Below are 21720 nucleotides of genomic sequence, written 5' to 3'. Positions count from 1 at the left end.
GGGTGCACACACCGGCGGCGGCCCGGGTCAGGTGCGGTCGATGTGTACGTTGGTCGACTTCACGCGGGCGGTGGCCTGCATGCCGACCTCGAGACCGAGCTCCTCCACCGCCTCGCGGGTCAGCAGCGAGACGAGCCGGTGCGGGCCCGCCTGGATCTCGACCTGGGCGGCCACGTCGCCGAGCTTGACGGCGGTGACGATGCCCGGGAAGGCGTTGCGCGCGGAGGTGTACGAGGCGTCCTCGTCGTCGGGGCCGGACTGGCCGACCTCGACGGAGAAGGCGGCCAGGTCACGGCCGCTGATCAGGCGGCGGCCGCCCTCGTCGCGGTGGGTCGCGACACGGCCCGCGTCCGCCCAGCGGCGCGCGGTGTCGGGGCTGACGCCGAGCAGACGCGCCGCCTGCCCAATGGTGTAGGACTGCATGTGCGACACATTAGGGCGGTCAAGCTCTTACCTGCAAGGAATCTGGGTGATCACCCATAGCAGATGCGAGTCTTCGGGAGGAAGTGCCAAACGGAGGGCGGGACATCCAATTACGTGCCGGGCGGACGGGGTCGGTTCAAACCTGTCGGGCGCACGCCAAGATCGAACTACTCTCCGGCCATGACAACGGACACGGAGTGCGCCGCACTCACCCAGAGCCTGCGCCGCCGCGGGGCCATAGTCCTCGCGGTCTTCGCCCTGGTGTGGGCCTTCGCGGGCGGCTCCGGCATCAGCGCCATGGCGGTCTCGGTGACGGTCGGCGTGATCGCCGTGGCGCTGACCGTCACGGCGATCGTCCTCGCGTTCCGCGGCGGAGCGGGTCCCGCCTCGCGCAGGGTGCGGCTCCCGGAGAAGTGGAACCGCGGGGTCGGCATGGTGAACATGGCCGAGCTCGTGGCGATCTTCGCGGTGATCGCGGCGTCGAACGCGAGCGGCCACCCCGAACTGATCCCGCCCGGCATCTGCCTGGTCGTGGGCCTGCACTTCTTCCCACTCGCCCGCCTCTTCGACCAGTGGCAGTACACGTGGACGGCCGTCTTCCTCACGGCGGTCGCGGTGGCGGGCCTGGTGCTCTCGGCGACCGGCACGACGACGGAGACGGTGCGCGCGGTCGTGGGCCTGGGCGCGGCCCTGGTCCTGTGGGCGTCGTCGTTCCATGTCGCGGTACGGGGCTGACAGTCGTTCAGCGGATAGTGGTTGAGGGTTTAGTGGTTCAGCCGTTCAGCGCGTCGATGAGGGCCTTGGTGACCTGGTCCGTCGTGGCGGTCCCGCCGACGTCGCGGGTGAGGATGCCGGCTCCGGTCACCGTCTCCACGGCCTTGTTCAGGCGCGCGGCCTGGTCGGGCAGGCCGAAGTGCTCGAGCATGAGGGCGGCGCTGCCGACGGCGCCGATGGGGTTGGCCAGGCCCTGCCCGGCGATGTCCGGAGCGGAGCCGTGGACCGGTTCGAACATGCTGGGGAAGCGGCGTTCGGGGTTGAGGTTGGCGCTGGCGGCCAGGCCCAGGCTGCCGGCCAGCGCACTGCCGAGGTCGGAGAGGATGTCGGCGTGGAGGTTGGAAGCGACGACGACCGACAGATCCTCAGGGCGCAGGACGAACTTGGCGGACATCGCGTCGACGAGGACGCTCTCGGTCTCGATGTCGGGGTAGTCGGCCGCCACGCGCGCGAAGACGTCGTCCCACAGCACCATGCCGTACTGCTGGGCGTTGCTCTTCGTCACGGAGGAGACCTTGCGGCGGGTGCGGGTGCGGGCGAGATCGAAGGCGAAGCGGATGATGCGTTCGCACCCGACCTCCGTGAACAGGGCGGACTGGACGGCGACTTCGCCCCCGGGACCGCGGCCGGAGAAGTTGCGTCCGCCCAGGCCGGCGTATTCGCCCTCGCTGTTCTCGCGGACGACGACCCAGTCGAGTTCGATGTCGTCGGCCTTGCGCAGGGGGCTGGTGACGCCGGGCAGGAAGTGGACCGGGCGGACATTGGCCCACTGGTCGAAGTTCTGGCAGATCCTCAGCCTCAGGCCCCACAGACTGATGTGGTCGGGCACGGTGGGCCAGCCGACGGCACCGAAGTAGATGGCGTCGAAGTCCTTCAGCTGCTCCAGGCCGTCGTCGGCCATCATCTTGCCCGTACGGGCGTAGTAGTCGCTGCCCCAGGGGAATTCCGCCCAGTCGAAGGCGAAGGCTCCGTCGGAGCCGTGGGCGAGGGCGTCCAGGACGGCGCGTCCTGACGCGACGACCTCGGCGCCGACTCCGTCGGCGGGAATGGCCGCGATGCGGAAGGTTCGGGTCTCGGGCACGGGGGCCTCCGGTCTTCTGGGTACGGGAACTTGAACGTGATCCGGTGCGTTCTCGAGTCAACCGGTCCCTGCGGCGGCTCGTCCAAGACCTGCTTCCGATACGACTCATAGGGAGGGTCGATCGGTGCGGCGAGCGGCTCGCGGCACGGGCATCACAGCTCACGGCTCGCCCCGTCACTCACTCCTGCGCGTCCCGCGCCGCCCGCCGCGCGGCCAGCGCCTTGGTCAGGTCGAGGAACGCCCGCGCACCAGGGGTCAGGTGGTCGGGCAGGCTGATCATCGCGACGTGGAGGTGGGCGGTCGGCGCGAGCGAGGCGACCGCCAGTCCGCAGCGGCGGGCCAGCCGGGTCCAGGCGGCCGGCAGTACGGCGATGCCCACGCCGGTGAGCACCAGCGGCAGGATGGAGGTGCGGTGGTCCACGACGGCGACGATCTCCGTGCTCCCGCTGCGAGCGGTGATGTCGTCGACGATGGTGCGCATCAGGCTGCCCTGCCGGGAGGCGATCAGCTTGCACCCGGCCAGATCCTCGGGGCGCAGGACACCCCCGTCCTCGAAACCCCCGCCGGCCGCGGACACGACGACGAACGGCTGGTCCTCCACCGGCAGGACCTCGATGCCCGCGGCGGTCACGGGCCGGGCCGCACCCAGCAGCCCCAACTCACAGGCGCCGCTTCGGACTAGTTCGACGGTCTCCTCCGGAGTGAAGGCGGCCCGGGTGCTGATCGTGACGGCGGGATGCAGCTCGGCGAACCGGTGGATCAGCGTGGTCAGCGGCTCGATGCCGGGCGACGGCATGGCGGCCACCTCCACCGTGCCGCGGCCCAGACCGGCCAGATCCGCCGCACGCGCGCGTACGGCGTCCAGATCGCGCAGGACGCGGCGGCTCGGCTCCAGAAGCTGGGCCCCGGCTTCGCTGAGGACGACGCCCCGGCCCATGCGGTGGAAGAGCGAAACCCCCAGATCCGCCTCCAGGTTGGCCATCGCCTGGGACAGCGACGGCTGCGCCACGTGGAGCGCGGCGGCGGCCTTGCTGAAACCGCCGTGCTCCACGATGGCGAGGAAGTACTGCAACTGCCGGGCGTCCAACCCCTGCCTCCTCAACCCCGTGTCACCGGGGCAACCTATCGAGCCGCGGTCCCGGAACCTCCGCACCCTCCGCATCCTCCGCGCTCGCCGCGTCCTCCATGCCCGAGAGGTCCACCTGGCCCCCCTCCCCCGCCAGAACACGACCAGCCCGTTCCAGATCCAGGGCGTTCTCCCAGCGGGCGACGAACAAGGTGGCGACCGCGTTGCCGCAGAAGTTGACCAGGGCCCGGCACTCGGACATGAACTTGTCGATGCCGAACACGAGCATGATGCCCGCGGCCGGGACATGGCCGACGGTCGACAGCGTCGCCGTCAGTGCGATGAACCCGCCGCCGGCCACACCGGCCGCCCCCTTGGACGTCAGCAGCATCACCGCCAGCAGCCCGAGTTGCTGGCCTACGGACAACGACGTGTCCGTGGCCTGGGCGATGTAGAGGGTGGCCAGCGAGAGGTAGATCGCCGCCCCGTCGAGGTTGAAGCTGTAGCCGGTCGGTACGACGAGACCGACGGTGGGCCGGTCGACGCCCATGAACTGCAGCTTGCGCATCAGCCCCGGCAGCGCGGGCTCGGCCGTCGACGTGCCGAGTACCAGCAGCAGTTCCTCCTTGAGGTACCGCAGCAGCTGGAAGATGTTGAGCTTTACGTAAGCGGCCAGCACGGCACCCAGCACGACCACTACGAAGGTGATCGAGGTGACGTAGAAGAGGAGGATCAGCGAGCCGAGGCTCGTCAGGGTGGACAGGCCGAATTTGCCGATCGCGAAGGCCATGGCCCCGAAGGCGCCCAGCGGGGCTGCCTTCATGACGAACGACAGGACCTTGAACACGACCTCCGTCAGGCGGTTGACCGACGCGATGACCGGCTCACCGGCCTTGCCGACCATCTTCAGCGCGACACCGAAGATCACGGCGAGGAAGATGACCTGGAGGATGTCGCCTTCCACGAACGCGCCGAAGAAGCTCTTCGGGACGAGGTTGGTGAGGAACTCCCACCAGTGCCGCTGCTCCCCCGTAGCGATGTACTGGCCCGCGTCACCCGAGGTGTCCAGGTCGCCGACCTTCGCGTGCACACCCTCGCCGAGCGGGAAGAGGTTGATGGCGACCAGGCCGGCGCCGAGCGCCACGATGGTGCCGATCTGGAAGTAGGCGAGCGCTTTGACGCCGGTACGGCCCACCTTCTTCAGGTCGGCGACGCCGGCGATGCCGCCGATGACGGTCAGGAACACGATGGGACCGATGAGCATCTTCATCGCCGTGACGAACGTCGTGCCGATCGGCTCCATCGAGGTGCCCAGATCCGGCCACCGCCAGCCGAGCACGACGCCGACGACGATGGCCACCAGCACCTGCACGTACAACTGCCGGTACCAGGGTCTGCCCTTCAACACCTCTGTGCCACCTGCGGCTTCAACCGGGGTGTGCGTCATTGCAACCTCCATCCGGGCACGGCTGATAACGCGTCAGTGAAGCCGGTCGCATACGGAGGGGTCCACGACCAAAAACCGATGCCCCGGATAGGCGCAACCTATGAGCGGTCGCCCAACTGCCCGTTCCCTCGCGTGCGTCACGGGCGTGAGGCTTTCGCATTCCGCCGTGTGCGGTCGGCTGCTGCGCAGCAGCTGGCCGCGCTACGGGCCGTCATACCCGCTCATGATCGTCAACTTGCCCTCATTGAAAGCTCTTTGGCCGCCCCCCGGAAAGTCGGCCACGTCGCTGCCGAGCCGGCCTCGTCAGCCAGCGGTGGCGATCGCCTCGCCGAGTGAGGCGAGGGAGTCGGCGAGCTGGTCCATCCACACCGAGACGGACTGGCCGCCTTCGGACTGGAGGGCGACGAACGCGCCGTCGTAGCCTGCCATCCCGAAGGGGGCGAGGGCCTGACCGATCTTGTCGGCGACCTCCTCGCCCGCGCTCATGAAGGACGCGCTGATCATGTGCGCCATGTAGGCGCGCCCCTCGTCGCGGACCGCGATCACGGTCCGCAGCGCCTCCGGGGCCTCCGCCGCCTCGCGGCTCATCACCAGCACGAGCAGCAGGCGCAGGAATTCCTCGCCGTTCTCCATGACGTCGCCCGTCCGGCGCATGTACCAGCGGAGCAGGTCACGGGGGCTGCCCTCCGCGGGCGGGTTGCGGTGCGCTTCGCGCATGGCGGCGAAGAAGGCGTGCGCACCCTGCTCCATGACCGCCGCGAGCAGCCCGGCCTTGGATTCGAAGTGGTGGTAGAAGGCGCTCTTCGGCAGGCCGGTCTCCTTGGCGAGCACCGACATCGGCGTTCCGGCGTAGCCGCGTACGGACATCACGCGGGCGGCCGCGTCAAGGATCTCCTGCCGTGACCGGCGGCCCCGGCGGTTGGTTCGTGTCTCCGGCGCGGGCGGCTCGATCATTTCCACCTCCCGGAGTCTAGGCGAGGCCGGTTCGCGCGCGCCCGCCAGGACCGGCCGGCCGGCGCTCGCCGCCGCCACCCCCTCTCGTCGGATTCCGAAATTTCCTGCCCGGCATCTCTTGACGTGCCGCGGAGGTGCGCTGCTACTTTCACAATCGTACCGACCGATCGGTCCAAAACTGCGATCGGTCCAGAACTTCTCCATCTCCGCGTTCGAGCCTGACCCACGGAGCCAGCGCATGACCAAGAACTACGACGCGGATGTCGTGATTGTCGGGTATGGCCCGACCGGTGTGATCGCCGCACTCACCCTCGCCCGACACGGCATCTCCGCCATCGCTCTCGAACGGGACCGGGACATCTACCCCCGGGCCCGTGCGGTGACGGTGAACGACTGGACGATGCGGATCTTCCAGGACCTCGGCGTCGACGAGCGCCTCGAGAAGGTGATCGACCCACAGCGGGCCCTGCGCTGGATGACCTACGACCGCACCGAGATCATGCGGATCGAGCACCCGCCGTCCACCCTCGGCCGCACCCCGCGCTTCTACAACATCTACCAGCCGACGATGGAGGCCGAGCTGCGCGCGGCCGTCCAGGACCGGTACGCCGACCTGGTCACCGTCCACTACGGCGACGAGGTCACCGGCATCGAGCAGGACGCCGACGGCGTCACGGTCACCTCGACCGCCGACGGCGTCACCCGCACCACCCGCGCCCGGTACGCGATCGGCGCCGACGGCGGCAGCAGCGCCACCCGCGGCCGGATCGGCTGCACGCTGCTCGGCGACACCGACGACGTCACCTGGGTCGTCGTCGACTGCCACGTCAAGCGCTGGTGGCCCGACCGCGACTTCCTGACCTTCTGGTCCGACAAGGAGCGCCAAGTCGTCGACATCGCCCTGTCCGCGGGCAACCACCGGTGGGAGATCCCGCTCAAGCCCGACGAGACCCCGGCGGACTACCCGACGAGCGCCGAGCTCTGGCCGCTGCTCAAGGCGCTCGGTGTCAGCGAGGACGACGTCGAGATCCACCAGCACGCCTTCTACCAGCACCACGTCCGCATGGCCGACACCTTCCGCCGAGGACGCGTGTTCCTGGCCGGCGACGCGGCGCACCTGATGCCGCCGTGGGCCGGCGCCGGCATGCAGACCGGCATGCGCGACGCCCACAACCTGGGCTGGAAACTCGCCCGCGTACTCAAGGGCGAGCTGCCGGAGGGCTGGCTCGACACCTACGAGGCGGAGCGGCGGCCCAACGCCGCCTTCTACACCGCCCTCGCGATCGGCCTCGGCCGGGTGATCAAGCAGGAGGTCTCCGAGGAGGAGCAGGCCGCGATGAACGCGGTGCCCGAGAACACGGTCACCCCGTTCGAGCCGCCGCTCACCGCGCCGCCGGTCCTCGCGGGCGGCTGGATGCGCGGCGAGACCGGCGACGCAAGCGTCATCGGCCGCATGATCCCGCAGCCGGTCGCCGGTGACACCGCCGGCCGGATGGCCCGCCTGGACGAGCTCCTCGGCCACCACTTCGTGCTGCTCGGCGACGACGTCGACCCGGCGACGCTGCTGTCGGCCGAGGAGAAGGCCGGCTGGGACGCGCTCGGCGCCCACTACCGCGCGGTGCGCCCGAAGACCGCGCACACCCAGGGGCCGCACGAGCTCGTCGACCTGGACGAGGTCGTCCTGCCCTGGATGCGCCGGTACGGCGCCGGCGTCATCGCGGTTCGCCCGGACCGCTTCGTCGCCGCCGCCGACACCCACGGCCTCGCCGTGCCCACCCTCTGATCGATTGTGACCAAGGAGAACGTCTTGTCTGGTGTCAAGGAACTCGGGTACGTCGTCTACGAGGTGAGCAGCCTCGCCGACTGGGAGCACTTCGGTGTCGCCCTGCTCGGCATGCAGCTCGGCGAGAAGACCGAGGGCGGCTTCACGCTGCGTACCGACGAGAAGGCCCACCGCTGGGTCGTCACGCAGGGCCCGGCCGACGACCTGGTGGCCACCGGTTACGAGGTCGAGGGCGCGGACGCGCTCGACGCGCTGGTCGAGCGGCTGCGGGCGGCCGGTGCCGAGGTCGCCGAGGGCGACGCGGCGCTCGCCGCCGCCCGCAAGGTGGACCGGATCTTCGTCACCGCCGACCCGATGGGCAACCGGATCGAGCTGGTCACCGGCCTGGCCGACGCCGCCACCCCGTTCGAGTCGGCGTCGCTGCTCGGCGGCTTCGTGACCGGCGCCGGCGGCGCGGGCCACCAGGTCCTGATGGCCCACGGCGTCTCCCGCGAGACCTACCTGGGCTTCTACATCGACCTGCTCGGCTTCAAGGTCAGCGACATCATCGTCGAGGAGCTCGCCCCGGGCGTCGTCGCCGACCTGATCTTCCTGCACTGCAACGGCCGCCACCACACCGTCGCCTTCGGGGACATGCCGTCGCCGAAGAAGACCCACCACTTCATGGTCGAGGTCGACGACATACGCGATGTCGGCCTGGCCTACGACCGGTGCATGGACGCCAAGCAGCCGTTCGAGATGACGCTCGGCATGCACCCGAACGACCACATGTTCAGCTTCTACGTCCTCACGCCGTCCGACTTCAGCGTCGAGTACGGCTGGGGCGGGCTGATCATCGACGACGAGACCTGGGAGGTGAAGACGCTCGACCGGCTGCACAGCTGGGGCCACCGCCCGCCGGGCGTCGTCGCCGAGCTGCTGGCCGCCGCCCCGAACCCCATGGAAGAGAAGCACTGATGAGCATCGACCCGCAGGACATCGCCCGCACCGTCGAGACCGCCGACTGGAAACTCCGCTACTACGAGGCGGGCGCCGGCCACCCGGTCGTCCTGCTGCACGGCAGCGGCCCCGGGGCCACCGGCTGGAGCAACTTCGCCGGCAACATCGAGGCCCTCGCCGCGCACTTCCACGTGTACGCGGTCGACATGCCGGGCTGGGGCGAGTCGGACGCCGCCACCGTCGACCGGCTCGACCACGTCGAGGCCGCGATCCAGTTCCTGGACGCCCTCGGGATCGACAAGGCCGCCTTCGTCGGCAACTCCATGGGCGGCCAGACCTCGCTCCGGCTGGCCACCGAACACCCCGAGCGGATCTCCCACCTGATCACCATGGGCCCGCCGGTCGGCAAGCTTCCCACCCTCTTCGGCCCCGGCGGCGGCCCGTCCGAGGGCCTCAAGGTCCTGATCGAGGCGTACCACGACGCCAGCCCGGAGAACATGCGCCGGCTCGTCGAGATCATGGTCTACGACAAGGCCCGCTTCGCCACGCCCGAACTGTGCAAGGCCCGTTCGGACGCCGCACTGGCCCGCCCCGAGCATCTGCGCAACTACGTGGACGGCCTGCCCCAGGGCGCGCCGCTGCCCAAGTGGGTCAAGCCGGAGCTGCTGCCGACGATCCAGGTGCCGACCCTGCTGATCCACGGCCGCGACGACCGTGTCGTCTCGTACGAGACCTCGCTGTCCCTGCTCGCCAACATCCCGGACAGCCGTCTCGTGGTCCTCAACCACTGCGGACACTGGGCGATGATCGAGCACGCCGACGAGTTCAACCGGCTGGTCATCGACTTCGTCGCCAACAACTGACGTCCGACTCCGAGGCTCCAAAGCTCCGAGACTCCGAGGCTCCAAGGGCCTGTACGAGACACCGCCGCGCGTCGGCGACTGTCTCGTACAGGCCCTTTTCGCGTGTCAGGAGCCCTCCTCGGCGAAGTCCCGTTCCAGGGCGCGCGCCGCCGCTTCAAGGGTGGCGACCAGCGACCTCAGGCGGTGTGGGTCGTAGCGCACGCTGGGCAGGGACACCGACAGGCCGGCCAGCGCGGTGCCGTCCCGGTCGCGCACCGGTACGCCGACGGCGGCCAGGCCGCGCTCGGACCGGCCCCGGTTGACGGCGAACCCGTTGCTCCGCAGCCGCCCCAGTTCCGCCCGCAGCCGGTCGAGGTCGGGGCGGTCGGCCGCGCGCTCCCCGTACCGCTCGGCCGCGTACACCTCGTCCAGCTCCGTGTCGGAGAGCTCGGCGAGGAGCAGCAGGCCCGCCGTGGTGCGGTGTGCCGGGAAGACCATGCCCTCCCGGGAGCCGACCCGCAGGGCCTGCCCGCACTCGACGCTGGCGATGAACCGCACGGTGTCCCCGGTCCGCACGGTCAGGTTCGCGGTCTCGTCGAGGAGGTCGACGATCCGGTGCAGATGCGGGAGGGCCGCGGCGCGCAGCCGGGAGACCTGGGACTGGGAGTGCGAGGCCAGTTCGAGGACCGGGCCGGCGCGGTAGTCGCGGTCCTCGCCCTGCACGGCGAAGTCCCGGTAGACCAGCATCGCCAGGATGCGGTGGGCCGTGGACCGCGCGACGCCGAGGCGCTCTGCGATCTGCGACACGCTCGCACTGCCCTCCAGCTGCAGGATGGTCGCCGCCCGCAGCGCGTGGTCCACGCTGGCGATGGGGTAGGGCGGCGGGGTCTTGAGCGGCTTGTCCATGACGTACTCCTGGAGAACGGTTCTGCTCTCCAGAATCTATATGCTCTTCAGAGAGGAACGGCGCACGCTGAACCCGTGACTCCCTCCTCTCCCGCCCATGACATCGCCTCGGGCTCCCCGGTGCGGCTGCAGGCCGTCGCCGCACAGGGGCAGCCCGAGGTCACCCCGGCGCTCGAAGAGCTGTACCGGGGCTTCGAGAACGAGCTGCTCGTCCCGCTGTGGACCGAGATCGGCGACCTGATGCCGGCCCACCCCCGCTCGCGCGCCGTCCCTCACCTGTGGCGCTGGGACCGGCTGCGGGAGCTCGCGGCGCAGGCCGGCGACCTCGTCCCGGTCGGCCGCGGCGGCGAGCGCCGCGCCATCGCGCTGGCCAACCCCTCCCTCGGCGGGCGGCCGTTCGCCACCCCGACGCTGTGGGCGGCGATCCAGTACCTGATGCCAGGTGAGGACGCGCCCGAGCACCGCCACACCCAGCACGCCTTCCGCTTCGTCGTCGAGGGCTCGGGCGTGTGGACGGTCGTCGGCGGCGACCCCGTACCGATGAACCGCGGCGACTTCCTCCCCCAGGCGGGCTGGAACTGGCACGCCCACCACAACGCCACCTCCGAGCCGATGGCCTGGATCGACGGCCTGGACATCCCCTTCCAGTACGTCACCGAGGCGCAGTTCTTCGAGTTCGGCCGCGACGAGATCAGCGACGCGGAGCGGATCACGCCGGAGCGGTCCCGCTCCGAACGCCTGTGGGCCCACCCGGGCCTGCGCCCCCTCTCGGCCGCTCCCACCACCCCGGGCAGCCCGCTGCTCTCGTACAAGTGGGAGTACACCGACGCCGCCCTGCGCGACCAACTGCTCCTGGAGAAGGAGGGGTTCGGCGGCACCGTCGAACCCGGGCACGCCGCGGTCCGCTACTCCAACCCGCACGACGGCTCCGACGTCCTGCCGACGATCCGCGCCGAGTTCCACCGGATCGCCCGGGGCGCCGAGACCGCGCCCGTGCGCGAGACCGGGTCCTCCGTCCACCAGGTCTTCGACGGCTCCGGGGTGGTGACCGTCGGCGATAAGTCCTGGACGGTCAGCCGCGGCGACCTGTTCGTCGTCCCGTCCTGGGAGCCGTTCTCCGCCCGGTCCGAGGCCGGCACGACCGACTCCGACTCGGGCGCCCTGGACCTCTTCCGCTTCTCCGACGCGCCCGTCTTCGAGGCGCTCCAGCTCCACCACACCCGTCGTACCGAGAAGGACGCGTAACCATGAAGCTCGCCACCCTCCGCACCGCCAACGGCACCCGCGCGGTCCGCCTCGACGGCGAGGTCCACGTCGACCTCGGGTACGCCGACCTGCGCGAACTGTTCGCCGAGGACGACTGGCAGGCCAAGGCCGCCGCCGCGTCGGGAACCACCTACCCGGTCGCGGACGCCGACTTCGCGCCCGTCGTGCCCAACCCCTCCAAGGTCATCTGCGTCGGTCACAACTACACCAACCACATCAAGGAGATGGGCCGGGACCTGCCCAACTACCCCACCCTCTTCCCTAAGTTCGCCGACACCCTGCTCGGCGCGCACGACGACATCGTCAAGCCGGCCGAGACCGACGCCCTCGACTGGGAGGTCGAACTCGCCGTCGTGATCGGCAAGCAGGTGCGCCGCGCCGACGAGCGGCAGGCCGCCGACGCCATCGCCGGGTTCACCGTCATGAACGACATCTCGGCGCGCGACTGGCAGTTCCGCACCATCGAGTGGACCCAGGGCAAGATCTGGGAGGCGACCACCCCGGTCGGCCCGTACGTCGTCACCCCTGACGAGGTCGGTGGCGTCCGCCCCGCCCTGAAGGTCGAGACGGTCGTTGCCGGCCAGACCATGCAGCAGGACGACACCGGCACCCTCCTCTTCGACCCGGTGTTCCTGGTCCAGTACATCTCCACCGTCATCACCCTGCGTCCGGGCGACATCATCGCCACCGGCACCCCGGCCGGCGTCGGCAACGCCCGCGACCCCAAGGTCTTCCTGCTCCCCGGCCAGAGCGTCACCACCGAGATCACCGGTCTCGGCGCCTGCGTCAACAAGGTGGTCGCAGCATGACGAACAGCACCCCCACGAGCCCCCGCACCTTCGAAGACGCCCGCCGCTGGGCCCTGATCGGCGCCGAGCTGATCTCCGACGCCGTCGCGGGACTCGACGACACCGGTTACGCGGCGCCGACCGCACTGCCCGGGTGGACCCGCGCCCACGTCGCCGCTCATGTGGCCGCCAACGCCGAGGCCCTGTCGAACCTGGTCCACTGGGCCGCCACCGGCGAACCCACCCCGATGTACGCCTCGCCCGAGGAGCGCGCCGCCGGCATCGAGCGCGGGCGCGCCCTGCCCGCCGCCGAGCTGACCGCCTGGCTGCGCCGCTCGGCGGACGCGCTGGAGGCGCGGATGGACCGGCTCACCGACGAGCAGTGGCGGCACGACGTCGTCACCGCCCAGGGCCGCACCGTCCCCGCCACCGAACTGCCCTGGATGCGCTCGCGCGAAGTGTGCGTCCACGCCGTAGACCTGGCGACCGGTGTCTCCTTCGCCGAGCTGCCGGCCGGCTTCCTCGCCGCCCTGTGCGACGACGTCGCCGCCAAGCGCGCCGCCGCGCCCGGCCCGGCGGTGACCCTGAAGGCTTCGGCCGGCGGCGCCTGGGAGCTGCCCGGCGACGGCGAGCCCGTCGAGGTCACCGGTGAACTGCACGCCATCACCGCCTACCTCACCGGACGGGACGCCGGCCTCCGCGCAGCGGACGGCTCCCCCGCCCCCGCCCTTGCCGCCTGGCTCTGATCCGGGGCCCGCCCCGCCCCGCACACGCAAGGAACAGCACATGAACCCTGAACCCACGCCTGCCGGACAGCCCGACGTCCTGGTGGTCGGCGGCGGCATCGGCGGCCTCAGCACCGCCTACGCCCTGTCCCGCCAGGGCCTGCGGGTACGCGTCCTCGAACAGGCCCCGGAGTACGGCGAGGTGGGCGCGGGCCTGCAGATCGCCCCGAACTGCACCCGCATCCTCGCCGAGTACGGCCTGCTCGACGAGGCCACGTCGCTGGGCGTCGTCCCGGAGAACATGGTGATGCGGGACGCGCTCGACGCCCGGGAGCTGACGCGGCTGGACCTGCGCGACCTCGAACGCCGTTACGGCTTCCCGTACATGGTCATCCACCGCAGCGACCTGCACGGCATCTTCCTGCGCGCCTGCGAGCGCGCCGGTGTCGAGCTGCTCAACAACCAGGTCGTCGTGGGCTACGAGAACGTCGAGGGCGGCGCCCGGGTCCTGCTCCAGGACGGCCGGACCGAGTCCGCCCCGCTGGTCGTCGCGGCCGACGGGCTGCACTCCGTCGCCCGCCGCGCGCTGATCGGCGACGAGGTGGTCAACTCCTCGTACGTCGCCTACCGTGCGGCCGTCCCGATCGAGCAGGTCAAGGACAACGGCATCGCCGAGGACGACGTCACCGTGTACGTCGGTCCCGGCTGCCACTTCGTCCAGTACGCCCTGCGCGGCGGCGAGATGTTCAACCAGGTCGCCGTGTTCGAGTCGCCCAAGGCCCTGGCGGGCCAGGAGGACTGGGGCACTCCCGACGAGCTGGACGCCGCGTTCGAAGGCACCTGCGACACCGTCCGCAAGGGCATCCCACTGATGTGGCGGGACCGCTGGTGGCGGATGTTCGACCGCGAGCCGGTCGAGACCTGGGTGCACGGCCGCATCGCCCTGCTCGGCGACGCCGCGCACCCGCCGCTCCAGTACATGGCGCAGGGCGCGATCATGGCGATCGAGGACGGCTGGGTGCTCGCGCGGCACTACGCCCGACTGGCCGGGGCCGCCCCTTCCCTCGCCGATCCGGACTGGGACGGCGCGCTGGCCGCGTACGAGGCGGTGCGGGTGGAGCACTGCCGGCGGGTGCAGACGACGGCCCGGGCGTGGGGCGAACTGTGGCACCTCGACGGGGAGGCACGGCTTCGGCGCAACGCGATCATGCGGGCGCGCGACGCCCGCGACTACTCCTTCACCGACTGGGTGTACGGTCCGACCGCGCTGACGCCGGCCGAGGAGCCCGAGATGTTCACGCCGATCCCGCTCTCCTCGGCGACCGTCGAACAGCCGGTGGCCTGACCGGACAGTCCTCAGGGACGGCGGTGTTCAGGGACGGCGGCGGGCCAGGGTCGACCCCAGGCCCGTCGCCGCCGCGCGCACCGCGTTCGCGTGCGACTCGGGGCGGAAGCGCCCGGTCGGGCCGGCCACGCTGATGCCCGCGATCGCGGTCAGGCCGTCCGGCGCCAGGACCGGCGCGGCGACGCAGAGCAGACCCAGGGTCGACTCCTCGCGTTCGTAGGCGACCCCCGTCTCGACGGCGTTCACGAGCTGTCGGCGCAGCAGGCCCGGGGCGATCACCGTGTGCGCCGTACGGCGTTCGAGCGGGGCAGTGAGGACCGCGGTCTGCTCGTCCTCGCTCGCGTAGGCCAGCAGCACCTTGCCGATCGCCGTGCAGTGCAACGGCATCCGCCCGCCGGTGCGGGAGGGTGAGCTGGCCTGGCGGTGTCCGCCGATCTTGGCGACGTACACGACCTCGTGGCCCTCGCGCACGCCCAGGTGCACGGTCTCGTGGGTGCGCTCGTAGAGGTCCTGGAGGAACGGCATCGCCATTTCGAGGAGGGTGCGTTCGGTGGCGGCGCGCAGGCCGAGTTCGAAGAGGCCGCCGGAGAGCCGGTAGCCGTGGTCGGTCTTGTCGAGCAGCCGGTGGTGGACCAGGTCCCCGGCGACGCGGTGGGCGGTGCCCTTGGCGAGGCCCGTACGCCGCACCAGCTCGGCGAGCGGAAGCACGGAATCGGCCGGGCCGAACGCCCGCAGGATCGCCAGTGCCTTGCCCAGGACGGTGTCGCTGTCCTCCATGGAAAAGAGCGTACCGCTGAGTGGAACGCCGCCATGGAGCCCGCCCCACCCCGTACCGCAGATTGGACGACATGCCCCAGAACCATCCCCCTGTCGGCGACGACAGCATCGCCGCCGCCGCGGCCCGGCTCCGCGAGGCCGCCGCCACCGGCACCCCCGTCTCCCCCGTGCGTGACCTCATCGGCCGCGACGACGTGAAGGCCGCGTACGCCGTGCAGCAGTCGCTCACCGCCGAGCGGATCGCGGCCGGTGCCACGGTCGCGGGCCGGAAGATCGGCCTGACCTCCGAGGCCGTGCAGCGGCAACTCGGCGTCGACCAGCCCGACTTCGGTTTCCTCTTCGACGACATGGAGTACGCCGACGGCTCGGTCGTGCCGGCCGACGCGGTCCTCCAGCCGCGGATCGAGGCCGAGATCGCCTTCGTGCTCGGGGCCGACCTGGCCGAGGGTCCCCTCGACGCCGCCCAGGTGCGCGAGGCGATCGACCACGCGGTCGCCGCGATCGAGATCTGTGGCAGCCGCGTGGCCGACTGGGACATCAGCTTCGGTGACACGGTCGCCGACAACGCCTCGGCCGGCGCCTACGTCCTCGGCACCCGGCGCGTCCCGCTGACCGGCTTCGACCCCGTCGCGGCCGAGATGACCATGACCGTCGACGGCGAGACCGTGTCCACCGGCACCGGCGCCGCCTGCCTCGGCGACCCGGTGGAGGCCGTCGTCTGGCTCGCCCGTCAGGCGCGCGACCTCGGCGAGCCGCTCCGCGCGGGCCAGGTCGTCCTGTCCGGCGCCCTCGGCCCGATGCGTCCCGTGACGCCGGGCGCCACGGTCCACGCCACCGTCACCGGCCTCGGCTCGGTGTCGGTCACCTTCTCCGCGTAAGGAGCGACGATGAGCAGGACGAGCGAGACCAGCGAGACCAGCAGGGGCGGGAAGACCAAGGTCGCCGTCATCGGATCGGGCAATATCGGCACCGACCTGATGATCAAGATCATGCGTACCGCGCAGCACCTGGAGATGGGGGTCATGGTCGGCATCGACCCGGCCTCCGACGGCCTGGCGCGCGCCGCCCGCCTCGGCTTCGAGACCACCGCCGAGGGCGTCGACGGACTGCTGAAGTCGCCGCAGATCGACGAGATCGGCATCGTCTTCGACGCCACCTCCGCCGGTGCGCACAAGGCCAACGACGCGAAGCTGCGCCCGCTCGGCATCCGCGTCATCGACCTGACGCCGGCCGCGATCGGCCCGTACGTCGTCCCGGCGGTCAACCTGGAAGAACACCTCGACGCGCCGAACGTCAACATGGTCACCTGTGGCGGCCAGGCCACGATCCCGGTCGTGGCCTCGATCAGCCGGGTCGTCCCGGTGGCGTACGCGGAGATCGTCGCCTCGATCGCCTCGAAGTCGGCCGGTCCCGGCACCCGGGCCAACATCGACGAGTTCACCGAGACGACCTCGTCGGCGATCGTGCAGGTCGGCGGCGCCGAGCGGGGCAAGGCGGTCATCATCCTCAACCCCGCCGAGCCGCCGCTGATGATGCGCGACACGGTCTTCGCCCTCGTCACCCTGCCCGAGGGCGAGGACGGCGAGACCGCGAAGGCCCAGATCACCGAGTCGGTCGGCAAGATGGTCGCCGAGGTGTCGACGTACGTCCCCGGCTACCGCATGGTCCAGGACGTGCAGATCACCGAGATCCCGGCCGATCAGCCCGTCGAGACCCTGCTCGCCGACGGCGCGACCGCACGGCCCACCCACCAGGTCTCGGTCTTCCTCAAGGTCGAGGGCGCGGGCATGTACCTCCCGGCGTACGCCGGGAACCTCGACATCATGACCTCGGCCGCCGTGCAGATGGCCGAGAAGATCGCCGCCGCGAAGGAGGCCACGCAGTGAGCACCCCGATCTTCGTCCAGGACGTCACCCTCCGCGACGGCATGCACGCCGTACGGCACCGCATCACGCCCGACGACGTCAAGCGCATCGTCGTGGCCCTGGAGGACGCCGGGGTCGACGCGATCGAGGTCGCCCACGGCGACGGCCTCGCCGGCAGCTCGCTGAACTACGGCCCCGGCTCGCACACGGACTGGGAGTGGATCGAAGCCGCGGCCTCGGTCCTGAAGCGCGCCCGCCTCACCACCCTGCTGCTGCCGGGTGTGGGCACCGTCCACGAACTGAAGCGTGCCTACGACCTCGGCGTCCGCTCGGTGCGGGTGGCCACCCACTGCACCGAGGCCGACGTCTCCGCACAGCACATCGCGGCCGCCCGCGAGCTGGGCATGGACGTCTCCGGCTTCCTGATGCTCTCCCACATGGCCGAGCCCGAACTGCTCGCGCGGCAGGCCAAGTTGATGGAGTCGTACGGCGCCCAGTGCGTCTACGTCACCGACTCGGGCGGCCGCCTGACGATGAACGACGTCGCCGCCCGGGTGCGCGCCTACCGCGACGTCCTGGACCCGGCGACCGAGATCGGCATCCACGCCCACGAGAACCTCTCGCTCTCCGTCGCCAACTCCGTGGTCGCGGTGGAGAACGGCGTGTACCGCGTCGACGCCTCCCTCGCCGGACACGGCGCGGGCGCGGGCAACTGCCCCATCGAAGCCTTCGTCGCCGTCGCGAACCTGTCGGGCTTCCAGCACAACTGCGACGTGTTCAAGCTGCAGGACGCGGCCGACGACATCGTCCGCCCCCTCCAGGACCGCCCGGTCCGGGTCGACCGCGAGACCCTCACGCTGGGCTACGCCGGTGTCTACTCCAGCTTCCTGCGGCACGCGGAGGCCGCCGCGCAGCGGTACGAGGTCGACGTCCGCGACATCCTGATGGAATGCGGCCGCCGCCGGCTGGTCGGCGGCCAGGAGGACATGATCCTCGACATCGCCCTCGGCCTGGCGGCCGCCCGCTGAAATCTCTTCCGTCGATCCGGTCCGCGGTCGGCTCTCCGCCCCCGCGAACCGGCCGACGTGGCCCCCCTGAAGGGGCCGCGCCTGCCCCGCCGTCACCCACGGGACGGCAACACTCGAAAAAGCCGCGGGTCAGGCGTCCTTCTTCACCGGCTCCAGAATCGCCACGCACTCCACGTGGTGCGTCATCGGGAACAGGTCGAACGCCCGCAGCATCCGCACCTTGTAGCCGCCGTCGCGGAAGTACGCCAGGTCGCGGGCAAGCGCCGCCGGGTCGCAGGCCACGTACGCGATGCGGCGGGCGCCCAGGGATGCGAGATGTTCGACCGTCTTCTTGCCCGCGCCCGCGCGCGGCGGGTCCAGGACGATCAGGTCGACCTCGGTGATGCCCGTGCGCGGCAGGACCGTTTCGACCTTGCCCTGTTCGATGCGGACTCGGTCGAACGAGGCCAGGTTGTGGCGGGCGTCCTCGACCGCTCGCTTGCCCGACTCGATGCCGAGCACCGCGCCCTGGTCGCCGATGCGGTCCGCGATCGCGCCGGCGAAGAGGCCGACGCCGCAGTACAGGTCGAGGGCCATCTCACCCTTGCGCGGCAGCAGGCCCTGCATGACGGCCTTCACCAGCGTGTCCGCGGCCTGCGGGTGCACCTGCCAGAAGCCGCCGCTGCCCACGCGGTGGGTGCGGCCGTCCGCACGCTCGCGAACGAAGCCGCGGCCGTGGACGCGGTGGATGCCGCCGTCCTTCTCGTCGACGCGCAGCACGGAGACCGGCTTGTCGAGTTCGACGAGCGGCAGGCGCGCGCCGGGGCGCGGGGTCAGGATGACCTGGCGGTCCTGCGAGCCCGTCGCCGCGATCGCCTCGATGGACTCCATGCCCGTCCAGTCGCGCTTCTCGATGCCGAGTTCGGAGACGCCGGGCGCCGCGATCATGCAGTGCTCGATCGGCTCGACCTCGTGGGAGCGGTGGCGGCGCAGGCCGGCCTTGCCGGTCTCCGGGTCCACCGCGTACTGCACGCGCGTGCGCCACTGCGGGACCTGGCCCGCCGGGAGCTTGTCGCCCTCGGCCGGCATGACCGTGCCGTCCCAGCCCGCTTCCTCGGGCGTGAGGCCCGCGAGGCGCTGGAGCTGCTCGGCGATGACCTCGCCCTTGAGGCGGCGCTGCGCGCCCGGCTTGGCGTGCTGCCAGTCGCAGCCGCCGCAGCGGCCGGGCCCCGCGTACGGGCAGGGGGCCTCGACGCGGTCCTTGGACGCCTCGATGACCGTGACGGCGTCGGCGCGCAGGAAGCGGTCGCCCTCCTCGCCGTCCGTGACGCGGGCGACGACCTTCTCGCCGGGCAGCGTGTGCCGGACGAACAGGACCTGGCCCTCGGCCGTACGCGCGATGCAGTGACCGCCGTGGGCCACGGGGCCGATCTCGACCTCGTACTCCTCCCCGACCAGCGACTTCTTCGGTTCTGCCTGCATGGCGGGGCTCCACAACGTAAGGAAAGCAAGGGGCGAGGAAAGCGGGGACACGGCGAACGGCCGGACAACAGCCCACCAGTCTACGTGGGTGTTGCCCGGCCGCCTGCCACACGACGAACGAAGGGGGTCAGCCCTTGTTCGAGGGCTCCTTCGGGCGCTTCTCGACGGGGCCGCGGCGGACCGCGCCGGGCGCGTTCCAGTCCTGGCGCCTGCGGGCCCGCACCTTGGCGGCCTCGGAGGACTCCAGCTGGTAGGGCACGGACGTGACCATGATGCCGGGGGTGAACAGGAGGCGGCCCTTGAGGCGCAGGGCGGACTGGTTGTGGAGCAGGTGCTCGTACCAGTGGCCGACCACGTACTCGGGGATGATCACGCTGACCGCGTCGCGGGGCGACTCGCGGCGCAGGCCCTTGACGTACTCGATGATCGGCCGGGTGATCTCGCGGTAGGGCGAGTCGAGGACCTTGAGCGGTACGTCGATGCCACGCCGCTCCCACTCCTCGCGCAGGGCCTTCGTCTCCGCCGGGTCGACGTTCACACTGAGCGCTTCGAGGGTGTCGCTGCGCATGAGCTTCGCGTAGGCGAGGGCGCGCAGCGTCGGACGGTGGATCTTGGAGACCAGGACGATGGAGTGGACGCGGGACGGGCGGACGCTGTCGTCCGAGGGCGTCTCGGGGGCCTGGATCTCCTCGGCCACGCGGTCGTAGTGCTTACGGATCGCGGTCATCGTCGCGTAGAAGATGCACATGCCGAGCAGGGCGACCCAGGCACCGTGGGTGAACTTGGTGACCAGGACGACGACGAGGACGAGGCCGGTCAGGAAGCCGCCGAAGGCGTTGATCGCGCGGGAGCGGATCATGTGGCGGCGCTTGCTCGCGTCCTTCTCGGTGCGCAGGTGGCGGTTCCAGTGGCGGACCATGCCGGTCTGGCTGAGCGTGAAGGACACGAACACGCCGACGATGTAGAGCTGGATCAGCCGGGTCGAGTCGGCGCCGTAGATGACGACGAGCATGGCGGCCGCGCCGGCGAGCAGCACGATGCCGTTGGAGAACGCGAGGCGGTCGCCGCGGGTGTGCAGCTGGCGCGGCAGGTAGCGGTCCTGGGCGAGGATCGAGCCGAGCACCGGGAAGCCGTTGTACGCCGTGTTCGCCGCGAGGAACAGCACCAGCGCGGTGGCGGCGGCGAGCACGATGAACAGGAAGCTGCCGTTGCCGAAGACGGCCCCGGCGACCTGCGTGATCACCGGGTCCTGCACATAGCCGGAGCCGACCGGCACGCCGTTCCTCAGCAGGTCGTGGGCCGGGTTCTCGGCCATGCGCACCTTGGTGACCAGGGCGAGGCCGATGATGCCGACGAGCATGGTGATGGCGAGCACGCCCATCAACGACAGCGTCGTCGCCGCGTTCTTGGACTTGGGCTTTCGAAAGGCCGGGACGCCGTTGGAGACCGCCTCGACGCCGGTGAGCGCGGCACAGCCGGAGGAGAAGGCGCGCAGCAGCAGGAAGACGAGAGCGAAGCCGGCGATGCCCTGCTGCTCCGCCCTGATGTGGAAGTCGGCGGTGGGCGCGCGCATGGTGTCACCGAGCGCGAGGCCGCGGAAGGCACCCCACGCGATCATGATGAAGACGCCCACGACGAACACGTACGTCGGAATCGCGAAGAGTGACCCGGACTCCTTGACGCCGCGCAGGTTCATCAGCGTGAGCAGCAGGATCACCGCGACGGCGCACAGCACCTTGTGCTGGACCACGAAGGGGATCGCCGAGCCCAGGTTCTCGATGCCGGATGTGATGGAGACGGCGACGGTGAGGACGTAGTCCACGAGCAGCGCGCTGGCGACCGTCAGGCCGGCCTTGGGACCGAGGTTGGTGGTGGCGACCTCGTAGTCACCGCCACCGCTCGGGTACGCGTGCACGTTCTGCCGGTACGACGCCACGACGGTGAACATCACCACCACGACCGCCAGGGCGATCCACGGGCTGAAGTGGTACGCCGAGATGCCCGCGACAGACAGGACGAGCAGAACCTCGCCAGGCGCGTAGGCAACGGAGGACAGGGCGTCGGAGGCGAAAACGGGGAGGGCGATGCGCTTCGGCAGGAGCGTTTCTCCGAGCCGGTCGCTGCGCAGAGCGCGCCCGATCAAGATCCGTTTGGGCACGTCGGTCAGTTTGGACACGCAGAGGATCGTAAGCGGTCGAACGGGTGGCCGCCCACCCACCACCCCCCAAGCACTCCGGATCCTCACAACGC

General features: G+C 70.8%; 20 protein-coding genes. 11 read left to right on the top strand and 9 right to left on the bottom strand.

Going from position 1 to position 21720, the window contains the following annotated elements; translation table 11 throughout:
• Positions 1 to 27 precede the first annotated feature (27 nt).
• On the bottom strand, positions 28 to 423 hold the full coding sequence (locus tag EOT10_RS00640; protein ID WP_127826023.1) for a TOBE domain-containing protein: 396 nt from the start codon (positions 421 to 423) through the stop codon (positions 28 to 30).
• Between the two features lie 180 nt (positions 424 to 603).
• Between EOT10_RS00640 and EOT10_RS00635 the strand changes: the two genes are divergently transcribed.
• On the top strand, positions 604 to 1158 hold the full coding sequence (locus EOT10_RS00635; protein WP_127826022.1) for a DUF7010 family protein: 555 nt from the start codon (positions 604 to 606) through the stop codon (positions 1156 to 1158).
• A gap of 37 nt (positions 1159 to 1195) precedes the next feature.
• Here the strand turns inward: EOT10_RS00635 and EOT10_RS00630 are convergent, their stop codons facing one another.
• From EOT10_RS00630 to EOT10_RS00615, 4 genes are all read right to left on the bottom strand, one after another.
• Entirely contained in the window at positions 1196 to 2278 is a 1083-nt protein-coding gene (locus EOT10_RS00630; protein ID WP_127826021.1) for a tartrate dehydrogenase, read from the bottom strand.
• Positions 2279 to 2456: 178 nt separating this feature from the next.
• A complete protein-coding gene (locus EOT10_RS00625; RefSeq protein WP_127826020.1) occupies positions 2457 to 3365 on the bottom strand; it encodes a LysR family transcriptional regulator in 909 nt (302 codons plus the stop codon).
• 22 nt (positions 3366 to 3387) lie between these two features.
• A complete protein-coding gene (gene dctA, locus EOT10_RS00620; protein ID WP_127826019.1) occupies positions 3388 to 4791 on the bottom strand; it encodes a C4-dicarboxylate transporter DctA in 1404 nt (467 codons plus the stop codon).
• 303 nt (positions 4792 to 5094) lie between these two features.
• Positions 5095 to 5745 carry a TetR/AcrR family transcriptional regulator gene (locus EOT10_RS00615; RefSeq protein WP_127826684.1) on the bottom strand — a complete coding sequence of 217 codons (651 nt, stop codon included), beginning with the start codon at positions 5743 to 5745 and terminating at the stop codon, positions 5095 to 5097.
• A gap of 238 nt (positions 5746 to 5983) precedes the next feature.
• Here EOT10_RS00615 and EOT10_RS00610 point away from each other — a divergent pair, with 238 nt between their 5' ends.
• From EOT10_RS00610 to EOT10_RS00600, 3 genes are read left to right on the top strand one after another with little or no spacing between them, the layout of a single operon-like run.
• On the top strand, positions 5984 to 7528 hold the full coding sequence (locus EOT10_RS00610) for an FAD-dependent monooxygenase (RefSeq protein ID WP_127826018.1): 1545 nt from the start codon (positions 5984 to 5986) through the stop codon (positions 7526 to 7528).
• 24 nt (positions 7529 to 7552) lie between these two features.
• Positions 7553 to 8485 carry a VOC family protein gene (locus EOT10_RS00605; protein ID WP_127826017.1) on the top strand — a complete coding sequence of 311 codons (933 nt, stop codon included), beginning with the start codon at positions 7553 to 7555 and terminating at the stop codon, positions 8483 to 8485.
• Positions 8485 to 9330 (top strand): alpha/beta fold hydrolase, encoded by an 846-nt coding sequence (locus tag EOT10_RS00600; RefSeq protein ID WP_127826016.1) that lies wholly within the window; start codon positions 8485 to 8487, stop codon positions 9328 to 9330. Before EOT10_RS00605 ends, EOT10_RS00600 begins: the two co-directional genes overlap by 1 nt.
• Positions 9331 to 9435: 105 nt before the next feature.
• Here EOT10_RS00600 and EOT10_RS00595 read toward each other — a convergent pair whose 3' ends face one another.
• Entirely contained in the window at positions 9436 to 10215 is a 780-nt protein-coding gene (locus EOT10_RS00595; RefSeq protein ID WP_127826015.1) for an IclR family transcriptional regulator, read from the bottom strand.
• A 75-nt stretch (positions 10216 to 10290) separates the two neighbouring features.
• Between EOT10_RS00595 and EOT10_RS00590 the strand changes: the two genes are divergently transcribed.
• The 4 genes from EOT10_RS00590 to EOT10_RS00575 are packed head-to-tail and all read left to right on the top strand — an operon-like array spanning position 10291 to position 14339.
• Positions 10291 to 11460 carry a cupin domain-containing protein gene (locus EOT10_RS00590; protein WP_127826014.1) on the top strand — a complete coding sequence of 390 codons (1170 nt, stop codon included), beginning with the start codon at positions 10291 to 10293 and terminating at the stop codon, positions 11458 to 11460.
• Positions 11461 to 11462: 2 nt separating this feature from the next.
• Positions 11463 to 12290, top strand: coding sequence for a fumarylacetoacetate hydrolase family protein (locus tag EOT10_RS00585; protein WP_127826013.1), 828 nt, complete (start codon positions 11463 to 11465; stop codon positions 12288 to 12290).
• Complete coding sequence (locus tag EOT10_RS00580) at positions 12287 to 13015, top strand: maleylpyruvate isomerase family mycothiol-dependent enzyme (RefSeq protein ID WP_127826012.1); 729 nt, start codon at positions 12287 to 12289, stop codon at positions 13013 to 13015. Before EOT10_RS00585 ends, EOT10_RS00580 begins: the two co-directional genes overlap by 4 nt.
• A 40-nt stretch (positions 13016 to 13055) precedes the next feature.
• Positions 13056 to 14339 carry an FAD-dependent oxidoreductase gene (locus EOT10_RS00575; RefSeq protein ID WP_127826011.1) on the top strand — a complete coding sequence of 428 codons (1284 nt, stop codon included), beginning with the start codon at positions 13056 to 13058 and terminating at the stop codon, positions 14337 to 14339.
• 27 nt (positions 14340 to 14366) lie between these two features.
• Here the strand turns inward: EOT10_RS00575 and EOT10_RS00570 are convergent, their stop codons facing one another.
• Positions 14367 to 15116, bottom strand: coding sequence for an IclR family transcriptional regulator (locus EOT10_RS00570; RefSeq protein ID WP_127826010.1), 750 nt, complete (start codon positions 15114 to 15116; stop codon positions 14367 to 14369).
• 71 nt (positions 15117 to 15187) lie between these two features.
• Here EOT10_RS00570 and EOT10_RS00565 point away from each other — a divergent pair, with 71 nt between their 5' ends.
• The 3 genes from EOT10_RS00565 to dmpG are packed head-to-tail and all read left to right on the top strand — an operon-like array spanning position 15188 to position 18009.
• Positions 15188 to 15994 (top strand): 2-keto-4-pentenoate hydratase, encoded by an 807-nt coding sequence (locus EOT10_RS00565; RefSeq protein ID WP_127826009.1) that lies wholly within the window; start codon positions 15188 to 15190, stop codon positions 15992 to 15994.
• 9 nt (positions 15995 to 16003) lie between these two features.
• Positions 16004 to 17002 carry an acetaldehyde dehydrogenase (acetylating) gene (locus tag EOT10_RS00560; protein WP_127826008.1) on the top strand — a complete coding sequence of 333 codons (999 nt, stop codon included), beginning with the start codon at positions 16004 to 16006 and terminating at the stop codon, positions 17000 to 17002.
• Positions 16999 to 18009: a 4-hydroxy-2-oxovalerate aldolase gene (gene dmpG, locus EOT10_RS00555; protein ID WP_127826007.1), complete on the top strand. Its 1011-nt coding sequence runs from the start codon at positions 16999 to 17001 to the stop codon at positions 18007 to 18009. The genes EOT10_RS00560 and dmpG overlap by 4 nt, the downstream gene beginning before the upstream one ends.
• A 129-nt stretch (positions 18010 to 18138) precedes the next feature.
• On the opposite strand, the gene EOT10_RS00550 is transcribed toward dmpG, so the two are convergent.
• Together EOT10_RS00550 and EOT10_RS00545 are read right to left on the bottom strand one after the other, a co-directional pair.
• Positions 18139 to 19470, bottom strand: a complete 1332-nt coding sequence (locus EOT10_RS00550; RefSeq protein ID WP_127826006.1) for a class I SAM-dependent RNA methyltransferase — start codon at positions 19468 to 19470, stop codon at positions 18139 to 18141.
• A gap of 127 nt (positions 19471 to 19597) precedes the next feature.
• Entirely contained in the window at positions 19598 to 21646 is a 2049-nt protein-coding gene (locus EOT10_RS00545; RefSeq protein ID WP_127826005.1) for an APC family permease, read from the bottom strand.
• Positions 21647 to 21720: the final 74 nt, after the last annotated feature.

It is taken from the genome of Streptomyces antnestii, assembly GCF_004005495.1.
Classification (GTDB): Bacteria; Actinomycetota; Actinomycetes; order Streptomycetales; family Streptomycetaceae; genus Streptomyces; species Streptomyces antnestii.
This window is presented reverse-complemented; position numbering and strand designations above follow the sequence as displayed.